Origin of the sequence: Telmatospirillum sp. J64-1 (assembly GCF_006980715.1) — a bacterium.
Lineage (GTDB): Bacteria > Pseudomonadota > Alphaproteobacteria > Rhodospirillales > Magnetospirillaceae > Oleiliquidispirillum > Oleiliquidispirillum nitrogeniifigens.
In genome coordinates this window covers 1,353-18,114 of the sequence record NZ_SBHN01000004.1, presented here as the reverse complement: position 1 = coordinate 18,114, position 16,762 = coordinate 1,353, and the positions used below count along the sequence as shown (strand labels likewise).

Here is a 16,762-nt window from a genome sequence, read left to right as displayed (position 1 = left end):
CCTTCCAAGCTGGGTATGGTGGCGCCAATCAGGAGCCGAGCCATCATGACGACCACCACCGCTGCCGCCCTTTCCTTAAACAAGCTTTGCGCCCTCGCCCGCCGCGCAGGGGACGAGATCATGGAAATCTACGCCCAGGACTTCTCCGTCGAACGCAAGGGCGACGATTCGCCGGTGACCGAGGCCGACCAGCGCGCCGAGGCGGTGATCCTGGCCGGGCTGGCGGAACTGGCCCCGGATATTCCGGCGGTCGCCGAGGAAGCGATGGCGGCGGGGGCTCGCCCCGATATCTCGGGCGGGCGCTTTTGGCTGGTCGATCCGCTGGACGGCACAAAGGAATTCATCTCCCGCAACGGCGAGTTCACCGTCAACATCGCCCTGATCGAACAGGGCCGTCCGGTCCTGGGGGTGGTCTTCGCCCCCGCCCTGGGGCGGCTGTTCGCCGGGGCGAATGGTGCGGCCTTCGCCGAGGACGGGCAGGGGCGGCGCGGCATTTCGGTGCGCGCGGTACCGCCGGAAGGGCTGACGGTGGTGGGCTCGCGCTCGCATGGCGATCCGCAGGCCATGGAACGCTTCCTGGCCGGACGTCCGGTGGCTCGCCAGGTGGCGGCGGGGTCGTCGCTGAAATTCTGTCTGCTGGCGGCGGGAGAGGCGGACCTCTATCCGCGTTTCGGGCCGACCATGGAATGGGACACCGCCGCCGGTCATGCCGTGCTGGCCGCGGCCGGGGGCACCGTGGTCGAGCTGGGCGGGGCGCCCCTGCTCTATGGCAAGGACGGCTTCCGCAATCCCCATTTCGTCGCCTGCGGCAAGGCGTAGGAAGACGGCGGGCCCCCTGTTCCCGCCTCCTGCCCTTATTCCCCGACCTTCACGTCCGGCCGCTGGCGGTGGCTTTGCGCGGCCTGGCGGTCGCCGACATAGATGCCGACCCCTTCGGCGGTGGTGACCAGCGGCCCGTCGGGATCAACGCAGCGATAGACGCCGACCACGTCGTCGATGGGCACGTCCACCACGCCGCGATTCTGCCAAGCCACCATGCGGTCCACCTTGCCCGCGGCCAGCAGATCGACGGCATGAACGCCGAAGGCCGAGCCGATCAGGCGGTCGCGCATCGAGGGCATGCCGCCGCGCTGCACATGGCCCAGTACGGTGACGCGGGTTTCGGCCTGGACCAGCGTGGCGAGGCGGTCCGACAGCCAGTGTCCGATGCCGCCATAGCGGGATTCGCCGCCTTTCCAGGTCAGCGTCACCTTCTGCCCGTCCTCGGTCTTCACGCCCTCGGCGACCACCACCAGGGCATGGTTGCGGCCCTCGTCGCGGACCTCGTTCAGCTTCTTGACGATGCCGTCCAGGGTGTAGGGGATCTCGGGGATCAGCACCACGTCGGCGCCGCCGGCGATGCCGGAATTCAGGGCGATGTGCCCGGCGTCGCGGCCCATCACTTCCAGGATCATGACGCGGTGATGGCTGGCCGCCGTGGGCTGCAAGCGGTCCAGCGCCTCGACCGCCACGTTCACGGCGGTGGTGAAGCCGATGGAATATTCGGTCAGGTGGACGTCGTTATCGATGGTCTTGGGGATGCCGACCATCTGGATGCCGCCGCGCTGGCAAAGTTGGCGCAGGATGCGCATGCTGCCGTCGCCGCCGATGACGATCAGCGCGTCCAGCCCCAATTCCTTCACGCCGTCCACGAAATCCTGGGACATGTCCTTGCGGGTGCCGTCGGGCATGGGAAAGGCGAAGGGATCGCCCTTGTTGGTGGTGCCCAGGATGGTGCCGCCCATGCGCAGGATATTGCCGGTGAACAGCCGCAGGTCCAGCTTCTCGAATTCCAGGGGGCGGCGCATCAGGCCCAGGGAACCGTCCCGGATGCCATAGACTTCCCAGCCGTAGGTGCGGATCGCCCGATGCACGACGGCGCGTATCGCCGCGTTCAGGCCGGCGCAATCGCCGCCGCTCGTCAGAATGCCTATGCGCTTTTTATCCGCCATGACAATCCCTTCCGCTGTTACAGTTTTACGGCCTTTGGGGCGCCCCCTGCCATCAGTCATACCGTTTTGGAACGGTTTCTGATAATGTCAATCGCACAAACATCCGACAGTGCGGCGATGATCGACAACAACACCGAAGAATTGCGACGCAAACTTGCCGAGTTGCGTATGGAGCACCGGGATCTCGACGACGTGATCTCGCGCCTGGTCGAGACCCACCCTATCGACCAGCTTCAGATTCAGCGTCTGAAAAAGCGCAAGCTGGCACTGAAGGACCTGATCGCACGCATCGAGGACCAACTGGTACCCGATATCATCGCCTGAGGGCGATCCTTGATCCCTATCTTCCGGAATATAGTGCCTGTTTCTGCCGCCGCAGAGGGGTTTTTCTTGCGTGGTGACGCACCCGGCCTATAATCCCGAGCCTTCTCCGCAGGAAGGGGCGAATTAGCATGGAAAACCCGGTCGTCGGCATCATCATGGGCAGTCAATCCGACTGGGAAACCATGCGCCATGCCGCCGAGACGCTGCAACAGCTCGGCGTCGCCTTCGAAACCAAGATCGTTTCGGCCCACCGTACGCCCCAGCGGCTTTACGATTACGCCACCAGCGCCCGCGGGCGCGGCCTCAAGGTGATCATCGCCGGGGCCGGCGGGGCCGCCCATCTGCCGGGCATGTGCGCTTCGATGACGCCGCTGCCGGTCTTCGGCGTGCCGGTCGAAAGCAAGGCCCTGAAGGGCATGGACAGCCTGCTTTCCATCGTCCAGATGCCGGGCGGCGTGCCGGTGGGAACGCTGGCGATCGGCAAGGCCGGGGCCATCAACGCCGCCTTGCTGGCCGGTTCGGTGATCGCCCTGAACGACCCGGCGGTGGCCCTGAAACTGGATGAATGGCGCGAGCGGCAGACCGCCGCCGTGGCCGAAACCCCGGAAGACAAGTGAACACTCCTGTGACCATGCTGCCGCCGGGCAGCACCATCGGCATCATCGGCGGCGGCCAGTTGGGCCGCATGACCGCCTTGGCTGCCGCCCGCCTGGGCTATCGCTGCCATATCTTCACCCCCGAGAGGGAGGGCCCCGCCGAGCAGGTTTCACACGCCTGTACCGTGGCCGAGTATACCGACCGCGCCGCGCTGGAGGCCTTCGCCTCCTCCGTCGATGTGGTGACCTTCGAATTCGAGAATATTCCCGCCGAGAGCGTGCGCCTGCTGGCCGAGCACGTGGCCGTGCGGCCCGGCTGGAACGTGCTGGAGACGGCCCAGGACCGGCTGGCCGAGAAACGCTTCTTCAACGGTTTGGGGATCGAGACCGCCCCTTGGCGCGAAGTCACCGGCCCCGACTCCCTGGCAGCCGCCGTTGCCGACCTGGGCCGCCCCAGCGTGCTGAAGACGACGCGGCTGGGCTATGACGGCAAGGGGCAGGTGAAGATCACCGACGGCACCGATCTGGCGGAAGCCTGGGCCTCGCTCAAGACCGATGTGGCGGTGCTGGAAGGCTTCATCCATTTCGAGCGCGAGGTCTCGGTGATCGTGGCGCGCGGCCTGGACGGCGCCTGGGCCTGTTTCGATCCGGTCGAGAACCGCCACGTCAACCACATCCTCGATACCACCCTGGCGCCCGCGCCCATTTCCGAGTCCTTGGCCGAGCAGGCCATCGGCATCGCCCGCAAGGCCGCCGAATCGCTGGAACTGGTGGGGCTGCTGGCGGTCGAGATGTTCGTGACGAAGAGCGGGCATCTGCTGGTCAACGAGATGGCCCCGCGGCCGCACAATTCCGGCCATTGGACCATGGATGCCTGCCTGACCGACCAGTTCGAGCAATTCGTCCGCGCTGTCTGCGGCCTGCCGCTGGGTTCGCCCGAACGCCATTCCAACGCCATCATGAAGAATCTGATCGGCGACGAAGTGGAGTCCTGGCCCGCCCTGTTGCAGGAACCGGGGGCCAAACTGCATCTTTACGGCAAGGCCGAAGCCCGGCCCGGCCGCAAGATGGGCCACGTCAACCGGCTGTTCCCCATTACCTGAATACGGGAGGGCGGGACTTGGCCGCATCCGCTGTTGACGGCGACCGAGTTAGCGGATTGACTCTCCACTGTCTTCACGCAAACCACCGGGCTGGGTAGCAGGGTGCAGGAATTTCTCAGTACTTGGGGCTACCTGGGCATTATCGGCCTGACCTTCCTGGAAGGCGAGACGGTGGTGATCCTGGCCGGGATCGCGGCTTATCAGGGATACATGGACATTTCCCTGGTGATGGCGAGCGCCATCGCCGGCACCTTCTGCGGCGACCAGCTTTATTATTACATCGGCCGGCGCTACGGCACGCCCTTGCTGGAACGCTGGCCGAACATGCGCAAGCGCGTGGATTGGGTCTTCCGCATCCTGCGGAAATACGAGACGGCCTTCATCCTGTCCTTCCGCTTCCTTTACGGCGTGCGTAATGTCAGCCCCTTCGTGATCGGCATGAGCGGCGTCTCGCGGCTGCGGTTCGGGGGACTGAACCTCCTTGCGGCAATGGTCTGGGCGGCGGCTTTCGCCTTCGGCGGCTATTATTTCGGGCATGCCCTGGAGAAATTCCTGGGCGAGCATCAGACCGACGTGCTGTTCGGCCTGGGCGGACTGGCCCTCGTCGCAGGGGGGCTGTCCTGGCTGCGCAACCGCTACAAGGCCCGCAAGCGGCGGCAAGAAGAGCAAGCGGACATGGCGGAAACCGCCGAAACGGCTTCGGCCAACGCCGAGGGCTGAAAGCCTCAGACTGCTGACAAAGCCGATGCCGTCCGCAGAAAAACGTCACCCCCGCGAAGGCGGGGGTCCATGCTGGGAATCGTGAAGATATCAGCCGCTTAATATGGATGAAGCGGCTCCATGGACTCCCGCTTTCGCGGGAGTGACGAGGAAAGAGAGGTTTGCCAGCATTCCGAGGCTGAAAGCCTTCAGTTGAACGCCCCGGCCTTGAGCGCATCCTCCTGCGCAGGGGCCGCCTGGGGGACCGTTTCGTCCACCATGCCGTCATTGGCATCCATCTGCATGGCGTAGCGGCGCACCAGCCAGACCACACGCTCGAAAAGGGTGGTGATGGTGAACAGCAGGTCCTGGTCCCGGGGTGACAGCGCGGCGGTACGGGTCGTCATCGACTTGCGGATGCGGTCCATCATGTCGCTGCGGTCGGCAGTCAGGGAAAGCAGCAGGGAATGCCCCACCGGATCGAAGGCCCGGGCCTCGTCGCGTAGCGTTTCGACCACCAGATGGGCGCTTTCCACTAGGCCATGGGCCAGCGGGGACAAATCTTTCGGGATGTCGGCCCGGTCCAGCACCATCACCAATTCGCCGACGCTTTCCTGCAATTCCGACAGCAGGGTCATCCTGTTCTGCGCCCGGATCGCCTTGTCTAGGCCGTGGCCGACGAGGCCCCCGGCTAAGGCAGCGCCGATGAAGGCATGGATCTCCGCCCCCAGTGCCCGTCCGGCCTTGTCGAGGGCGGCATGCGGCGTGGCCGTCCGTCCCGCCATTTCGGGGCGGATGGTGTCGAGGGAATCGGAGAGATAGCCCAGCAACCGGCCTTGTTCGCGCAGGACGAGGTCGAGGGCCGTTTCCGGTTCGGCCAGCGCGGCTTCATACAGATACTGCGGCCGCGACAATTCCTCGGCGGCGGTCGGTGGACGCCAGCGTTCGACCATGCGGAACAGCGGCCCCGTGATGGCGGACACGGCCAGTGCGGCGACAAGCTGATAGATCAGGTAATGCCATGCCGCCTGGGCGGCAGAATTGTCGGCCAGCGTGGCGACGGCTGTCTGGAGCAGGGGCAGGCCGAAGGAATGCTCGATCAGGAAGAGCGGCACCAGGATGGCCGCGCCGATCAGCTTGTTGATCAGTTGCAATTCGACCAACTGCCGCGCGGTGCCGCTGAGATTGGAGCCCAGCAGCCGGATGGAGAGGCCGGAACCGACACCGGCGCCATAGATCAGCAGGACGGTCTGTTCGCTCGTCAGCAGGCCCACCGAGACCATGGCGACGGCGACCACCGACACGGTGGCCGAGGATTGCGCAATCAGCGTCAGCACCGCCCCGGCCAGGAAGGCCAGCAGGCCCGAACCGGCGGTGAAGGCGATGACGTCGCGCACCTCTTCCATCTCGCGCAGGGGCGCGGCGCTGGCCTTGACCATGTCCAGGCCGAGGAACAGCAGGGCGAGGCCGAGCAGGGCGCCGACGGCATGGCGCCAGCGGGCCGAGCGGTCCAGGCCGAAATAGTAAAGGGCGCCGACGATGCCCAGCAAGGCGAGGATCATCAGATGGATGTTCAGCGTCGCCAGCATCACCAGGGCGGCGGTACCGACATTGGCCCAGATCACCAGCGGGACCGACCGCCGGGCTTCGATCAGCCCCGCCGTGACCATGTTGACGGCGACGAAGGTGACGGCACTGGTGCTTTGGGTCAGGGCACCGGCAGCGGTGCCGATCAGGGCGGCGGCGGCCGGACGCCGGGTCGTGCGGGCGACGGCGCTGCGCAGCCGCCGTCCGCTCATCTGCTGCAGATTGGCCCCGATCAGCTTGACGCCGATAAAGAACAGGCCGAGCCCGCCCAAGATCTCAACTACGATATCCATCCGAACGGAACTCGCATCACCTGGAAGTGCCTGTCGAGGCGGGACAATAACCGCTATCGCCCCGGTGCCGCCAGAAGCCGCGTGGATGGTTCCGTGAAATATTTGCGACAGCGGATGTGCCGCCGCTTGCGTCTCACATGCGCAGGGGGCGCTTCCCGCTTTCGTCCCAGCGCCAGTGTGTCGCCCCCGGAAGGATACGGACGCCCCCCACCCAGCGTTCCGGCGGTCCCAGGGACAGCCAGTCCCGTTCACCCCGCAGCACCGCGAGTCCCGCCTCGGTGATCTCCAGCCGCCATTGCGGCCAGGGCTTGTCCGCCGCTGCCGGATCGGGAAGGACAAAGGGCGGCTCCTGCGCCCGGGCCATGGCCCGAATCACGGCCAGGAACATGACATCCCCCAGCCAGGGCAGCGGCTCGCGCTCGCGCATCAGCCGCGAGAAGGCCTGCTCGACGGTCAGGCTTTCGGACTCGATCAACTGAAGGGTCAGGCGTGCCGTCAGGGAAAGACCGTCCGTGGTCCAGGGCAGTTCCCGCAGATGCCGCAGCAGGGCGTGCGGCAGGTCGGGCAGGCTGTCCAGGGACGAGCATGCAATGGCTGCCAAGGCGCTTGGATCGGCCCGGCGCAGCGCCTCCCAGACCTGACGGCCAGTCTCCAGGTCGCTTGGCGAGAGAGGATGCCGCCTCTCCCACAACATCCGCAGCGCTTCGGGCGGCAGTTGCCCAAGACCGATGAAGCGCGCGGCCCCCGGAAAATGGTTGATCGAGACGAGTTCAAGGACGGCGGGTTTTCCCGTCTGCGCGAATTGTGCGAGGCAACGCGCCAGGGTCAGCTGGTCGTAGCTGTCATGCTCGCACCACAGGACCACCCGGTCGTAGATGCCGGCGGCCTGCGCCAGGGTTTCCGCCTCCCGGCGCAGCTTCGCCGCCACGGATGCTTCCGGAAGATCCATCACCTCGCCATAGGCGGCGGCGATGAAGCGCGCCCGGATGGACAGGAAATCCCCTTCCTCGGGCAGCGGTCCCTGGCAATAGGGATCGGAATGTTCCAGGAAGTCGCCGACAAAACCGGCCTCGGTCAAGGTCTGGCGGATGTCGGAGCCGCAGCGGATGTGGAGCGTCCGCAAGGCGCCGTCCGGGGCGGAAGGCTTGCGGTCGATGGCGGCGCGCATCCGCTCCATCTCGGTGACATGGGCGCGGAGCCGGGGCCAGCTTGGGCTGCCCAATTCGCGCGCGATGACGAGCTGCGCATCCGCAAGCAGCATCGTCGCGGGAGCGCGGATGGCAGCTTGGGGGTGATGGGCGGCAAGGCGCGCCAGGGCCGAGGGGTCTTCCTCGCGAAGGCCCCGCAGAAGCTCTTTTGCCCGCTTTTTCTGCTGTTCGAGATTGAGGCGGAATGGCGTGTAGCGCCGCTTGGCCTGGTCGGTCATGGCAATCCCTTTTCATCCATGTCCGTGTCCGCCGTCAGACAGAAAAGGGAGAATCGAGGCAACCCATTTTCAAGGGTTGAGGGCGCAGCCCTTTCCGCGGACGTGGCGGGTCCAACCAAACCCGCCCGGATTCTCGCGAAAGGCCGCTCCGGCTGTCAAGAAGGATTACTGAGGTGTTTGTGTTATAAGATAACGATCTTGGCCTTCATGCTTCCCGGAGGGTGATCATGAAGCCGATTACGCAAGTCGCAGCGCTGAAGGCGAGTGTGGCGGCGCCATCGATTCCCGCTTTCGCGGGAATCGTGCGGTAAGGAACTAGAAACGCCCGTCGATGCCGAAGCGGCGCGGCCGGGGAGCGGGCGAGAAGCCGGGCATCAGGCGCAAGGGATTGGGCAGATAGGACAGGCCCTGGTTGATCTTCGCCTTGATCTTCGGGATGCGCATGATGTCTTCCAGGCGACGGTCGAGGAAGCCCCAGGTCTCCTCGAAGCCTTCGGACTGATCCTCCATCCAGTACAGCAGCGTGCTGCTGAACACGGCGGCCAGGCTGGCGCGCTTGGTATAGAAGCTGAAATCGACGGAACGGTCGCCGACCGCATACCACATGGTATCGACGGTCCGGTAGGTGGCGCGCAGGGCGACGGGCGCGTTCTGCGGCAGGGCCAGCAGGGTCGCGGCACGGCGCACCGCCTCGCGTTCGGGCGCCCAGCGTTCCAGGCGCAGGCGGATCACCGTCTTGATGCGGTCGCGCAGACGCATTTCCTCGGCCGTTTCCAGCGCCAGGTCCTCGACCATCAGGCGGTCGGCGTAATCGCTGAAATGATCCACCATCTCGACTACGCCGCCGGGGAACAGGCGTTCGGGCAGGGTGCGGTCCTGGCCCAGGCTGCGCGCGCCCTCGCGCATGGCCTTGGGCGTCCAGCCGTCGAAGGGAACATGGGGCAGGGTCGCCAGCAGCAATTCGTCGCGGGCTTCTCTCAAATCCTTCACGTCCATCATTTCCCCTCCTCCTGCAGGGCGCGGCGGACTTCCTCGGTAAAGCCGAAGCTGGTCAGGTCCGTCATGCGCCGGGGATAAAGAATACCGTCAAGATGGTCGCATTCATGCTGGACCACGCGGGCATGGAAGCCCTCGGCCTCGCGCTCGATGCGCTCCCCCTGGGGAGTCCAGCCGCGATAACGGATACGGGTGAAGCGCGGCACCTGCCCGGTCAGGCCGGGCAGGGACAGGCAGCCCTCGTATCCCAGGGCAGTCTCCTCGCCCAAGGGTTCGATCTCGGGATTGACCAGCGCCGTCAGGGGCAGGTCCTCGCCGGTATCCGAGCGCAGGGCGGGGACGTGGAAGATGACCACGCGCAAGGGCACATGCACCTGCGGGGCGGCCAGTCCGGCGCCTCCGGCATCTTCCATGGTTTCCGTCATGTCCTGGACCAGGCGCTGGATTTCGGGCGCGGTCGGGTCGGGCACCTCGTCGGCGCGGCGCTTCAGGACAGGGTGGCCCATACGGGCGATCTTCAATATGGCCATAGTGGGGGATAATATGCGGTGCGGTGCGCTGGCCGTAAATAGGTGCTGCCTGCGATCTTGAGTTTTTATGCCGAAACATCATATGTTTGGAGTGGCGGCGACGGACAAAAGTCGATTTCGCCCGCTGCCCCCTTCACAAGTGATGACGGCTGTGTTATCAACACGGCCTTCCGGACGGCGGATGTCCGCCGATCTGATTGTTTTTCGCATACTTGCAGAGGAGCGGTGACGAAACGTGCAGGTTCTCGTTCGTGACAACAATGTCGATCAAGCCCTGAAGGCGCTCAAGAAGAAGATGCAGCGCGAAGGGATTTTCCGCGAAATGAAGCTTCGCCGTAACTTCGAGAAGCCCTCTGAGAAGAAGGCTCGCGAACGGGCTGAAGCGGTGCGTCGCGCCCGCAAGCTCGAGCGCAAGCGCCTGGAGCGCGAAGGCTTCTAAAGCCTGCCGCGTTCGGGCCGCAGAGCCTAGACGCGTTATTCCTGCAAGTCACCAAGCGCGCTGCTGCCCGAAGGGCAGCGGCGTGTTTGGCGTTTGCACTGCCTCCTTGTCGGAGGCGAGGGAGCCTTCCGCGCTCAGGCCTTGATCCAGTACAGGCAGAGCGAAACCGTGATCAGCGATCCGATGGTCGAGAGCAGGATGGTGCGCGAGACCACGGAGGCTTCCCGCCGATAGAATTCCGCCAGCATGAAGGGCCCGGTTCCGGTCGGCAGGGCGCTGAGCAGCAAGGCGGCATGGGCCCAGAGGGGCGGCAGGCGGAAGACGTAATAGGCCAGCAGCCAAGTAATCAGCGGGTGGACGAAGAGCTTGATGGCGACTAGCCCCATGGCGCCTTCCTTGGGGCCTTGCTGCTTTTGCGCCAGGAACAGGCCCAGTGAGACGAGAGCGCAGGGCGTCGTCGCCTCTCCCAGCAGGAACAGGAACTTGTCGACCGGTTCGGGCAGGTCCACGCCGGTTCCCGCCCAGCAGGCGCCCAGCAAGGGGGAGAGGACGAGCGGGTTCTTGCCCAGGGCGACCAATACCTTCATCGCCGCGTGGTGCAGGGATTTTTCCACCTGCAGCCCGACCTCGATGAAGATCACCGCCACAGCGAACAGCACGCAGACCACCAGCAGGGTGGCGATCAGGGCCGGCCGCAAGCCGTCGTCGCCGAGGACCAGCAGGCAAAGCGGGATGCCGATATAGCCGGTATTGGCATAGGCGGCGCTCAATCCGTCGATGCTGGCATCCGCCAGATGGCGGGGCGATCTGAGGCGGTAGAGCAGGGTGACGGCGAACACGGCCAGCATGCTGAGGCTCGTCACCATGATGAAGTCCGGGTGCCAGAATTCCTCCCAGCTCGCCAGCGCCGTGGCCCGGAACAGCAGGGCCGGAAGGCATAGCCAGATGACGAAGCGGTTGAGCTCCGAGGCGGCGGTTTCGCCCAGGCGTCCGGTGCGGCGACAGAGATAGCCCGCCAGGATCAAGGCGAAGATCGGCAGGACGACACTGAGGACGGACAGCATTGGTTGGCGGGGCCATGGAAGAAAACGCGGCGGAAGGTTCAGCCTAGTTCTGTCGATCCATACCGTCTAATGCTATTTATGACGCTGATCGATACCGAGGGGGCATCAATCTTGGATATCCGCCAGCTCCGCTATTTCATCGTCTTGGCTGAAACGAAGCATTTCGGCCAAGCGGCCGAACGCCTGCATATGACGCAGCCGCCCCTCAGCCGCCAGATCGCGGCGTTGGAGGAAAGCCTGGGGGTGGCGCTGTTCCGCCGCACCTCGCGGTCGGTCTCCTTGACCCCGGCGGGAGAGGATTTCTACCGGAATGCCAAGCGGCTGCTTGCCGATCTCGATTTCGCCGTGCGCTCGGCCCGTGCCACCGCCCAGGGCGAGCGCGGGGAGGTGCGGATCGGCTTCACCATGTATGCCGCCTGGAACGTCCTGCCCCGTCTGATCAAGGCGTTCAGCGAGGCTCATCCCGATGTCTCGCTGATCCTCAACGAGACCCTGCCGCGCGACCTGCATCAGGCCCTCATGGCGGGGGAGGCGGATATCGGAATCACCATCCGTTTCCCCGGCGACTTCCCCAATGTCCTTCGTTACCACCCTTTGTCCCGCGAGCCCCTGTGCGCCGTGCTGCCGCAGACTCATCCGCTTGCCGGAAAGGAATCCATCTCGGTGGGGGACCTGGCCGCAGAGCCCTTCGTGACCTTTCCCCGCACGACCGCGCCGGTCCTGCACGAGGCGGTGATGTCCTGCTGCCGCCAGCATGGCTTCGAGCCAGTGATCCGGCTGGAGACGCATCTGCAGCAGACCATCGTCAATCTCGTCGCCGAGGGGTTGGGGGTGTCCCTGGTGCCGGATTCCATGAGGCGGATGCAATTGGCGGGAGCGGTCTTCCGGACGATCGAGGCCTCGGCGCAGATCGAGCAGGGCCTGTATTGGAACGACCGGAACGCCAATCCCTGCCTGCCCGGTTTTCTGGACACCGCGCACCGTCTGTCGGAAGCGTGCGGGCTGGTCGCGTCCGGCCCCACGCCCTGAAGCGCCGGTCAAAAAATAAGGCGGAGCCCGCAGGCCCCGCCTTTTTCATGTGCCGTGCCGAAGGATCAGCCCAGCGAGGTCACGATTTCCTCGGTGACCTTCTTGGCGTCGCCGAAGAGCATCATGGTGTTGTCACGGAAGAACAATTCGTTGTCCACGCCGGCGTAACCCGAAGCCATCGAGCGCTTGATGAACAGCACCGTCTTGGCCTTTTCCACGTCGAGGATCGGCATCCCGAAGATCGGGCTCTGCGGATCGGTCTTGGCGGCGGGGTTGGTCACGTCGTTGGCGCCGATGACGAAGGCCACGTCGGCGGTGCCGAATTCGTGGTTGATCTCTTCCAGTTCGAAGACTTCGTCATAGGGCACGTTGGCCTCGGCCAGCAGCACGTTCATGTGGCCGGGCATACGGCCCGCGACGGGATGGATGGCGTAACGCACGTCCACGCCCTCGGCCTTCAGAAGGTCGGCCATTTCGCGCAGGGCATGCTGGGCCTGGGCGACGGCCATGCCGTAGCCGGGGACGATGATGACCTTGCTGGCGTTCTTCATGATGAAGGCGGCGTCTTCCGAGCTGCCGGCCTTGACCGGACGGTCGCCGCCGGGGCCACCGGCCGCGCCGGCTGCCGCCGAGTCACCGCCGAAGCCGCCCAGGATCACGTTGATGATCGAGCGGTTCATGCCCTTGCACATGATGTAGGACAGGATCGCGCCCGAGGCACCGACCAGCGCGCCGGTGACGATCAGCAGCGGGTTGCCCAGGGTGAAGCCGATACCGGCCGCCGCCCAGCCCGAATAGGAGTTCAGCATCGACACGATGACCGGCATGTCGGCGCCGCCGATGGGCAGGATCAGCAGCAGGCCCAAGGCCAGCGACAGCAGGACCAGCAGCACCCAGGCGCTGTAGGAGCCGGTGCTGGCCAGCCAGATGATCAGGATGACCATCAGGATGGCAAGGCCGGCATTCAGGGGATGCTGCATCGGGAAGACCAGCGGCTTGCCGCTGACCAGGCCCTGGAGCTTGGCGAAGGCGACCAGCGAGCCGGTGAAGGTGATGGCGCCGATGGCGGTGCCGAGCGCCATTTCGATCAGCGAACCGGCGCCGATCTGGCCGGGCATGCCGATGCCGTAGGCCTGCGGGTTGAACAAGGCGGCGCCCGCGACCAGCACGGCGGCCAGACCGACCAGCGAGTGGAAGGCGGCGACCAGCTGCGGCAGGGCCGTCATCTGGATCTTGCGGGCGACGACGGTGCCGATGGCGCCGCCGATGACGATGCCGACGATGATCAGCGGATAGCTGACGACCGAAGGCATCATCAGCGTGGTGATGATGGCGATCGCCATACCGACGATGCCGAACCAGTTGCCCTGGCGCGAGCTTTCGGGCGAGGACAGCCCGCGCAGCGCCATGATGAAGCAGATGGAGGCGATCAGATAGGCGAAGGCCGCGAAATTCTCAGTCACTTGAGCGCCCCCCTTACTTCTGCGGCTGCTGCTTTTTCTTGAACATGCTCAGCATGCGCTGGGTGACGATGAAGCCGCCGAAGATGTTGACGGCGGCCAGCGTCACGGCGAAGAAGCCGAGAATGCTCGAGAGATTGATTTCAGCCGGGCCGGCGGCGATCAGCGCGCCGACGATGATGACGGACGAAACGGCGTTGGTGACCGCCATCAGCGGCGAATGCAACGCGGGGGTGACGCGCCAGACGACGTAATAGCCGACGAAGCAGGCCAGCACGAAGACGGTCAGCAGGGCGACGAAGCTGAAGCCCTCGGTCGTGCCCGAGGCGATGGCCAGCTGCGTCGTGTCATGGGCAAGACGGGCGGCATCCTGGGCCAGGTCCTGGGCCTGATTGGCCAGGCGGGTGGCCTGATCGATGATCTGCTGTTGGTCCATTATGCTCCTCCTTCACCGGCGAAGGCGGCATGCACCACCTTGCCCTCGCGGGTCAGGCAGGTGCCTTTGATGATTTCGTCTTCCCAGTTGATGTTCAGCGCCTTGGTCTCCTTGTCGACCAGCGGCGTGATGAAGTTCAGCAGGTTCTTGGCGTAGAGGGCGCTGCTGTCCACGGCGATGCGCGAGGGCATGTTGGCCCAGCCGATCAGGGTGACGTCATGCTTGACGACCACCTTGTCCAATTCGGAAAGCGGGCAGTTGCCGCCGGCTTCCACCGCCAGATCGACGATCACGGAGCCCGGCTTCATGTCCTTGACCATCTCTTCGGTGATCAGGACGGGGGCGGGCTTGCCGGGGATCAGCGCGGTGGAGATGGCGATATCGGTCTTCTTCAGCGTCTCGTGAATCTTGGCCGATTGCTTGCGCTTGTAATCCTCGTCCATTTCCTTGGCGTAGCCGCCTGCGGTCTCGGCGTTCTTGGTCGCGGTCTCGTCCACCTCGACGAACTTGCCGCCCAGCGATTCCACCTGCTCCTTGACGGCGGGGCGCACGTCGAAGGCATAGACCACGGCGCCCAGGCGCTTGGCGGTGGCGATGGCCTGAAGCCCGGCGACGCCGGCGCCCAGCACCAGGACGCGGGCCGGGGCGACGGTGCCGGCGGCGGTCATCATCATCGGGAAGGCGCGGCCGAAGGCGTTGCTGGCCTCGATCACCGCGCGATAGCCGGCCAGGTTGGCCTGGCTGGACAGGATGTCCATGCTCTGCGCGCGGGTGATGCGCGGCATCAATTCCATGGCGAAGGCGGTCACGCCGGCCTGGGCATAGGCCTTCACCTGTTCCCGGTTCTGCAGCGCCGCCAGATGGCTGATCAGGATCGCCCCCGATTTCAGCAGTGCGAGTTCGTCATTGCCTTCTTCGGCGGTCATCGGACGCTGCACCTTCAGGACGATGTCGGCGTCCTTCAGGGTGGCGGCAGCGTCTTCGGCGATGGTGGCGCCGGCATCCGTGTAATGCTGATCAAGAATGGACGAGCCCAACCCGGCGCCTTTCTCGACCACCACCTCAAAGCCGAGGCCGAGCAGCTTTTTGACCGTATCCGGGGAAGCGGCGACCCGAGCCTCGCCGGGGCGCCTCTCCTTCGGTATGGCGATTTTCATTAAAGTGTCCCTCTTTTGTCGCGGACTTATGATTCTGCGTTGCGACAAGATGCCGCGTATAATGGCTTTTGCCAAGCTCTTTAGGATAAGGTTAAGAGCTACAAAGGGCTAATAATCATATGCGTCATATACTAAAGTGTGGGCATTCGGGTAGAGTTTCCCCACCCGGAACCCACCCGGTCTTCCTGTGGATGATCCAAGCTGTAGGGAAACTATATTGCTCAACATGGATCGTACTCATGCCCGGCGCCGGTGGTTCGCGCCCCTCGCTCTCGGCCTGCTAGGCCTTCTGCCGGTTCTGGCGACGGCGGAACAGCCCCAGCTCGCTTCCCTGTCCGGGACCGAATGGGTCTCGCCCAGCGACACGGTCGGCCTGCGCTATAGCGGACATTGGAGCGGCTTCAGGGTCGGCAGCATGAGCCTGATCATCCAGGAAGATCCGAATGGATATGTGGCGCAGATGGAGCTTCAGAGCGACGGCCTGATGCACCGCCTCTCGCCGTTGCGCGTCGAGGCGGAGACCAGGGGGGTCCGTGATACGACGCCCGCTCCGGGCCAGATTCCCGGCGAACCCTTGCGCTTCCAGATGGTGTCGGTCGACAAGCGCAAGCAGCACGAGGTGCAGGTCGAATTCGATCCGCAGAGCGGCCTCGCGGTCAAGACCCTGGACCAGCGGACCGACCGGGACGAGGATGAGTCCGAAGACGAATTGCTGCCCGATGAATTGCTGACCAATGTGCTCGATCCCTTGAGCATGATCGTCGCCCTGCGTGATCAGACGGCGGCGGCCGTTTACGGCAATGGTCCGGCCCGTTTCACCGTGCCGTCCTATGACGGCCGGCGGCGCTTCGACCTGAATGCGGAAATCCTGGGGCCCGGCCGTCACCGCGCCATGGAAACGATCAGGCTGCGCCTGACTCTGACGCCCCGGGGCGGTTTCAAGGAAAAGCAGATCAAGAACTGGCAGAACATGGTGATCGAGGCGCAGCTCGACAGCCGCTATCTGCTGCCGGTCCGCTTCGTGGCCCACGGCAGCTTCGGCGCCGCCGTCATCAACCTGGAACAGGCCTGCGTCGACGGCAATCCGGCGGGCTGCTCGTTGGCGCGGGGATGAGCGCTACTCCATGCTTCGAGACGGGCCTTCGGCCCTCCTCAGCATGAGGTCTATCTTATTGATAGGAAATAAGGAATTAGCCTCGTCCTGAGGAGCCGCCGTGGCGGCATCTCGAAGGGCGGGTGTAGCGCGGTTTCCGATTTTGGACTTCTCCGACAGAGTTTTTGGACTCCTGCCGATGCCGTTAGAAGCGAGGTTTGACCGCCTCTTCTAACGGCATTCTCATGTCGCCACCGCTACCCTCTTGACGCCCCGCACGCAGTAGAACATTAAGGGAACATTTTGTTCTGTTGCGGAGCATCGCCATGGCCAGGAAGACCCTCTATATCTGCCAGCCCTATCTCCTGGAGATGGGCAAGACCGAGAAGCTAAAGCCCGGAGTAGCGATTACGCCATCGACCAAGGACGCAGCCCTGCGCCGGGCGGATCGTCTCCTTGAGATGCAAGGCATCGTTGGAGTGGATGTAGTCGAACAGACAGCGGACGACGTGCTGGGCGAGTATGACGAGCCCATCTAT

At 64.7% G+C, this 16,762-nt stretch carries 18 protein-coding genes; 9 read left to right on the top strand and 9 right to left on the bottom strand.

Annotation, left to right across the window (positions count from 1 at the left end; translation table 11 throughout):
- The first annotated feature begins 45 nt into the window (after window positions 1-45).
- Window positions 46-819 carry a 3'(2'),5'-bisphosphate nucleotidase CysQ gene (gene cysQ / locus EPD66_RS05000; protein ID WP_142847389.1) on the top strand — a complete coding sequence of 258 codons (774 nt, stop codon included), beginning with the start codon at window positions 46-48 and terminating at the stop codon, window positions 817-819.
- A gap of 35 nt (window positions 820-854) precedes the next feature.
- Here the strand turns inward: cysQ and EPD66_RS04995 are convergent, their stop codons facing one another.
- Window positions 855-1,991, bottom strand: a complete 1,137-nt coding sequence (locus EPD66_RS04995) for an ATP-dependent 6-phosphofructokinase (protein WP_142847388.1) — start codon at window positions 1,989-1,991, stop codon at window positions 855-857.
- Window positions 1,992-2,108: 117 nt separating this feature from the next.
- Between EPD66_RS04995 and EPD66_RS04990 the strand changes: the two genes are divergently transcribed.
- The 4 genes from EPD66_RS04990 to EPD66_RS04975 all read left to right on the top strand — a co-directional run bounded on the left by EPD66_RS04990 (window position 2,109) and on the right by EPD66_RS04975 (window position 4,734).
- Window positions 2,109-2,315, top strand: a complete 207-nt coding sequence (locus tag EPD66_RS04990; RefSeq protein ID WP_142847387.1) for a YdcH family protein — start codon at window positions 2,109-2,111, stop codon at window positions 2,313-2,315.
- A 128-nt stretch (window positions 2,316-2,443) separates the two neighbouring features.
- Window positions 2,444-2,932 (top strand): 5-(carboxyamino)imidazole ribonucleotide mutase, encoded by a 489-nt coding sequence (gene purE, locus EPD66_RS04985; protein WP_142847386.1) that lies wholly within the window; start codon window positions 2,444-2,446, stop codon window positions 2,930-2,932.
- Between the two features lie 14 nt (window positions 2,933-2,946).
- Window positions 2,947-4,014, top strand: coding sequence for a 5-(carboxyamino)imidazole ribonucleotide synthase (locus tag EPD66_RS04980; protein WP_142847566.1), 1,068 nt, complete (start codon window positions 2,947-2,949; stop codon window positions 4,012-4,014).
- 102 nt (window positions 4,015-4,116) lie between these two features.
- Entirely contained in the window at window positions 4,117-4,734 is a 618-nt protein-coding gene (locus tag EPD66_RS04975; RefSeq protein ID WP_185961260.1) for a DedA family protein, read from the top strand.
- Window positions 4,735-4,922: 188 nt separating this feature from the next.
- Here the strand turns inward: EPD66_RS04975 and EPD66_RS04970 are convergent, their stop codons facing one another.
- From EPD66_RS04970 to def, 4 genes are all read right to left on the bottom strand, one after another.
- The gene (locus tag EPD66_RS04970) at window positions 4,923-6,593 is read right to left on the bottom strand and encodes a Na/Pi symporter (RefSeq protein WP_142847384.1); all 1,671 of its coding nucleotides are present in this window, start codon (window positions 6,591-6,593) and stop codon (window positions 4,923-4,925) included.
- Window positions 6,594-6,726: 133 nt separating this feature from the next.
- Window positions 6,727-8,019, bottom strand: coding sequence for a DUF1835 domain-containing protein (locus EPD66_RS04965; RefSeq protein WP_142847383.1), 1,293 nt, complete (start codon window positions 8,017-8,019; stop codon window positions 6,727-6,729).
- 315 nt (window positions 8,020-8,334) lie between these two features.
- Window positions 8,335-9,018, bottom strand: a complete 684-nt coding sequence (locus EPD66_RS04960) for a COQ9 family protein (RefSeq protein ID WP_142847382.1) — start codon at window positions 9,016-9,018, stop codon at window positions 8,335-8,337.
- Window positions 9,015-9,545 carry a peptide deformylase gene (gene def / locus EPD66_RS04955; RefSeq protein ID WP_142847381.1) on the bottom strand — a complete coding sequence of 177 codons (531 nt, stop codon included), beginning with the start codon at window positions 9,543-9,545 and terminating at the stop codon, window positions 9,015-9,017. Before def ends, EPD66_RS04960 begins: the two co-directional genes overlap by 4 nt.
- Before the next feature lie 235 nt (window positions 9,546-9,780).
- On the opposite strand from def, the gene rpsU reads away from it, so the two are divergent.
- Entirely contained in the window at window positions 9,781-9,984 is a 204-nt protein-coding gene (gene rpsU, locus EPD66_RS04950) for a 30S ribosomal protein S21 (RefSeq protein ID WP_142847380.1), read from the top strand.
- A gap of 134 nt (window positions 9,985-10,118) precedes the next feature.
- Here the strand turns inward: rpsU and EPD66_RS04945 are convergent, their stop codons facing one another.
- On the bottom strand, window positions 10,119-11,048 hold the full coding sequence (locus EPD66_RS04945) for an AEC family transporter (RefSeq protein WP_142847379.1): 930 nt from the start codon (window positions 11,046-11,048) through the stop codon (window positions 10,119-10,121).
- A gap of 111 nt (window positions 11,049-11,159) precedes the next feature.
- On the opposite strand from EPD66_RS04945, the gene EPD66_RS04940 reads away from it, so the two are divergent.
- Complete coding sequence (locus EPD66_RS04940) at window positions 11,160-12,077, top strand: LysR substrate-binding domain-containing protein (RefSeq protein ID WP_221930881.1); 918 nt, start codon at window positions 11,160-11,162, stop codon at window positions 12,075-12,077.
- Window positions 12,078-12,142: 65 nt separating this feature from the next.
- Here EPD66_RS04940 and EPD66_RS04935 read toward each other — a convergent pair whose 3' ends face one another.
- Genes EPD66_RS04935 through EPD66_RS04925 form a run of 3 tightly spaced genes read right to left on the bottom strand, consistent with a single transcriptional unit; the run spans window position 12,143 to window position 15,130 of the window.
- On the bottom strand, window positions 12,143-13,540 hold the full coding sequence (locus EPD66_RS04935; protein WP_142847378.1) for an NAD(P)(+) transhydrogenase (Re/Si-specific) subunit beta: 1,398 nt from the start codon (window positions 13,538-13,540) through the stop codon (window positions 12,143-12,145).
- Between the two features lie 13 nt (window positions 13,541-13,553).
- Window positions 13,554-13,976: an NAD(P) transhydrogenase subunit alpha gene (locus tag EPD66_RS04930; protein WP_185961274.1), complete on the bottom strand. Its 423-nt coding sequence runs from the start codon at window positions 13,974-13,976 to the stop codon at window positions 13,554-13,556.
- The gene (locus tag EPD66_RS04925) at window positions 13,973-15,130 is read right to left on the bottom strand and encodes a Re/Si-specific NAD(P)(+) transhydrogenase subunit alpha (protein ID WP_142847376.1); all 1,158 of its coding nucleotides are present in this window, start codon (window positions 15,128-15,130) and stop codon (window positions 13,973-13,975) included. Before EPD66_RS04925 ends, EPD66_RS04930 begins: the two co-directional genes overlap by 4 nt.
- Window positions 15,131-15,356: 226 nt before the next feature.
- Between EPD66_RS04925 and EPD66_RS04920 the strand changes: the two genes are divergently transcribed.
- Both EPD66_RS04920 and EPD66_RS04915 read left to right on the top strand, forming a co-directional pair.
- Window positions 15,357-16,244 carry a DUF3108 domain-containing protein gene (locus EPD66_RS04920; RefSeq protein WP_142847375.1) on the top strand — a complete coding sequence of 296 codons (888 nt, stop codon included), beginning with the start codon at window positions 15,357-15,359 and terminating at the stop codon, window positions 16,242-16,244.
- A 305-nt stretch (window positions 16,245-16,549) separates the two neighbouring features.
- On the top strand, window positions 16,550-16,762 hold a 213-nt coding region (locus EPD66_RS04915), incomplete at its 3' end, for a hypothetical protein (protein ID WP_142847564.1).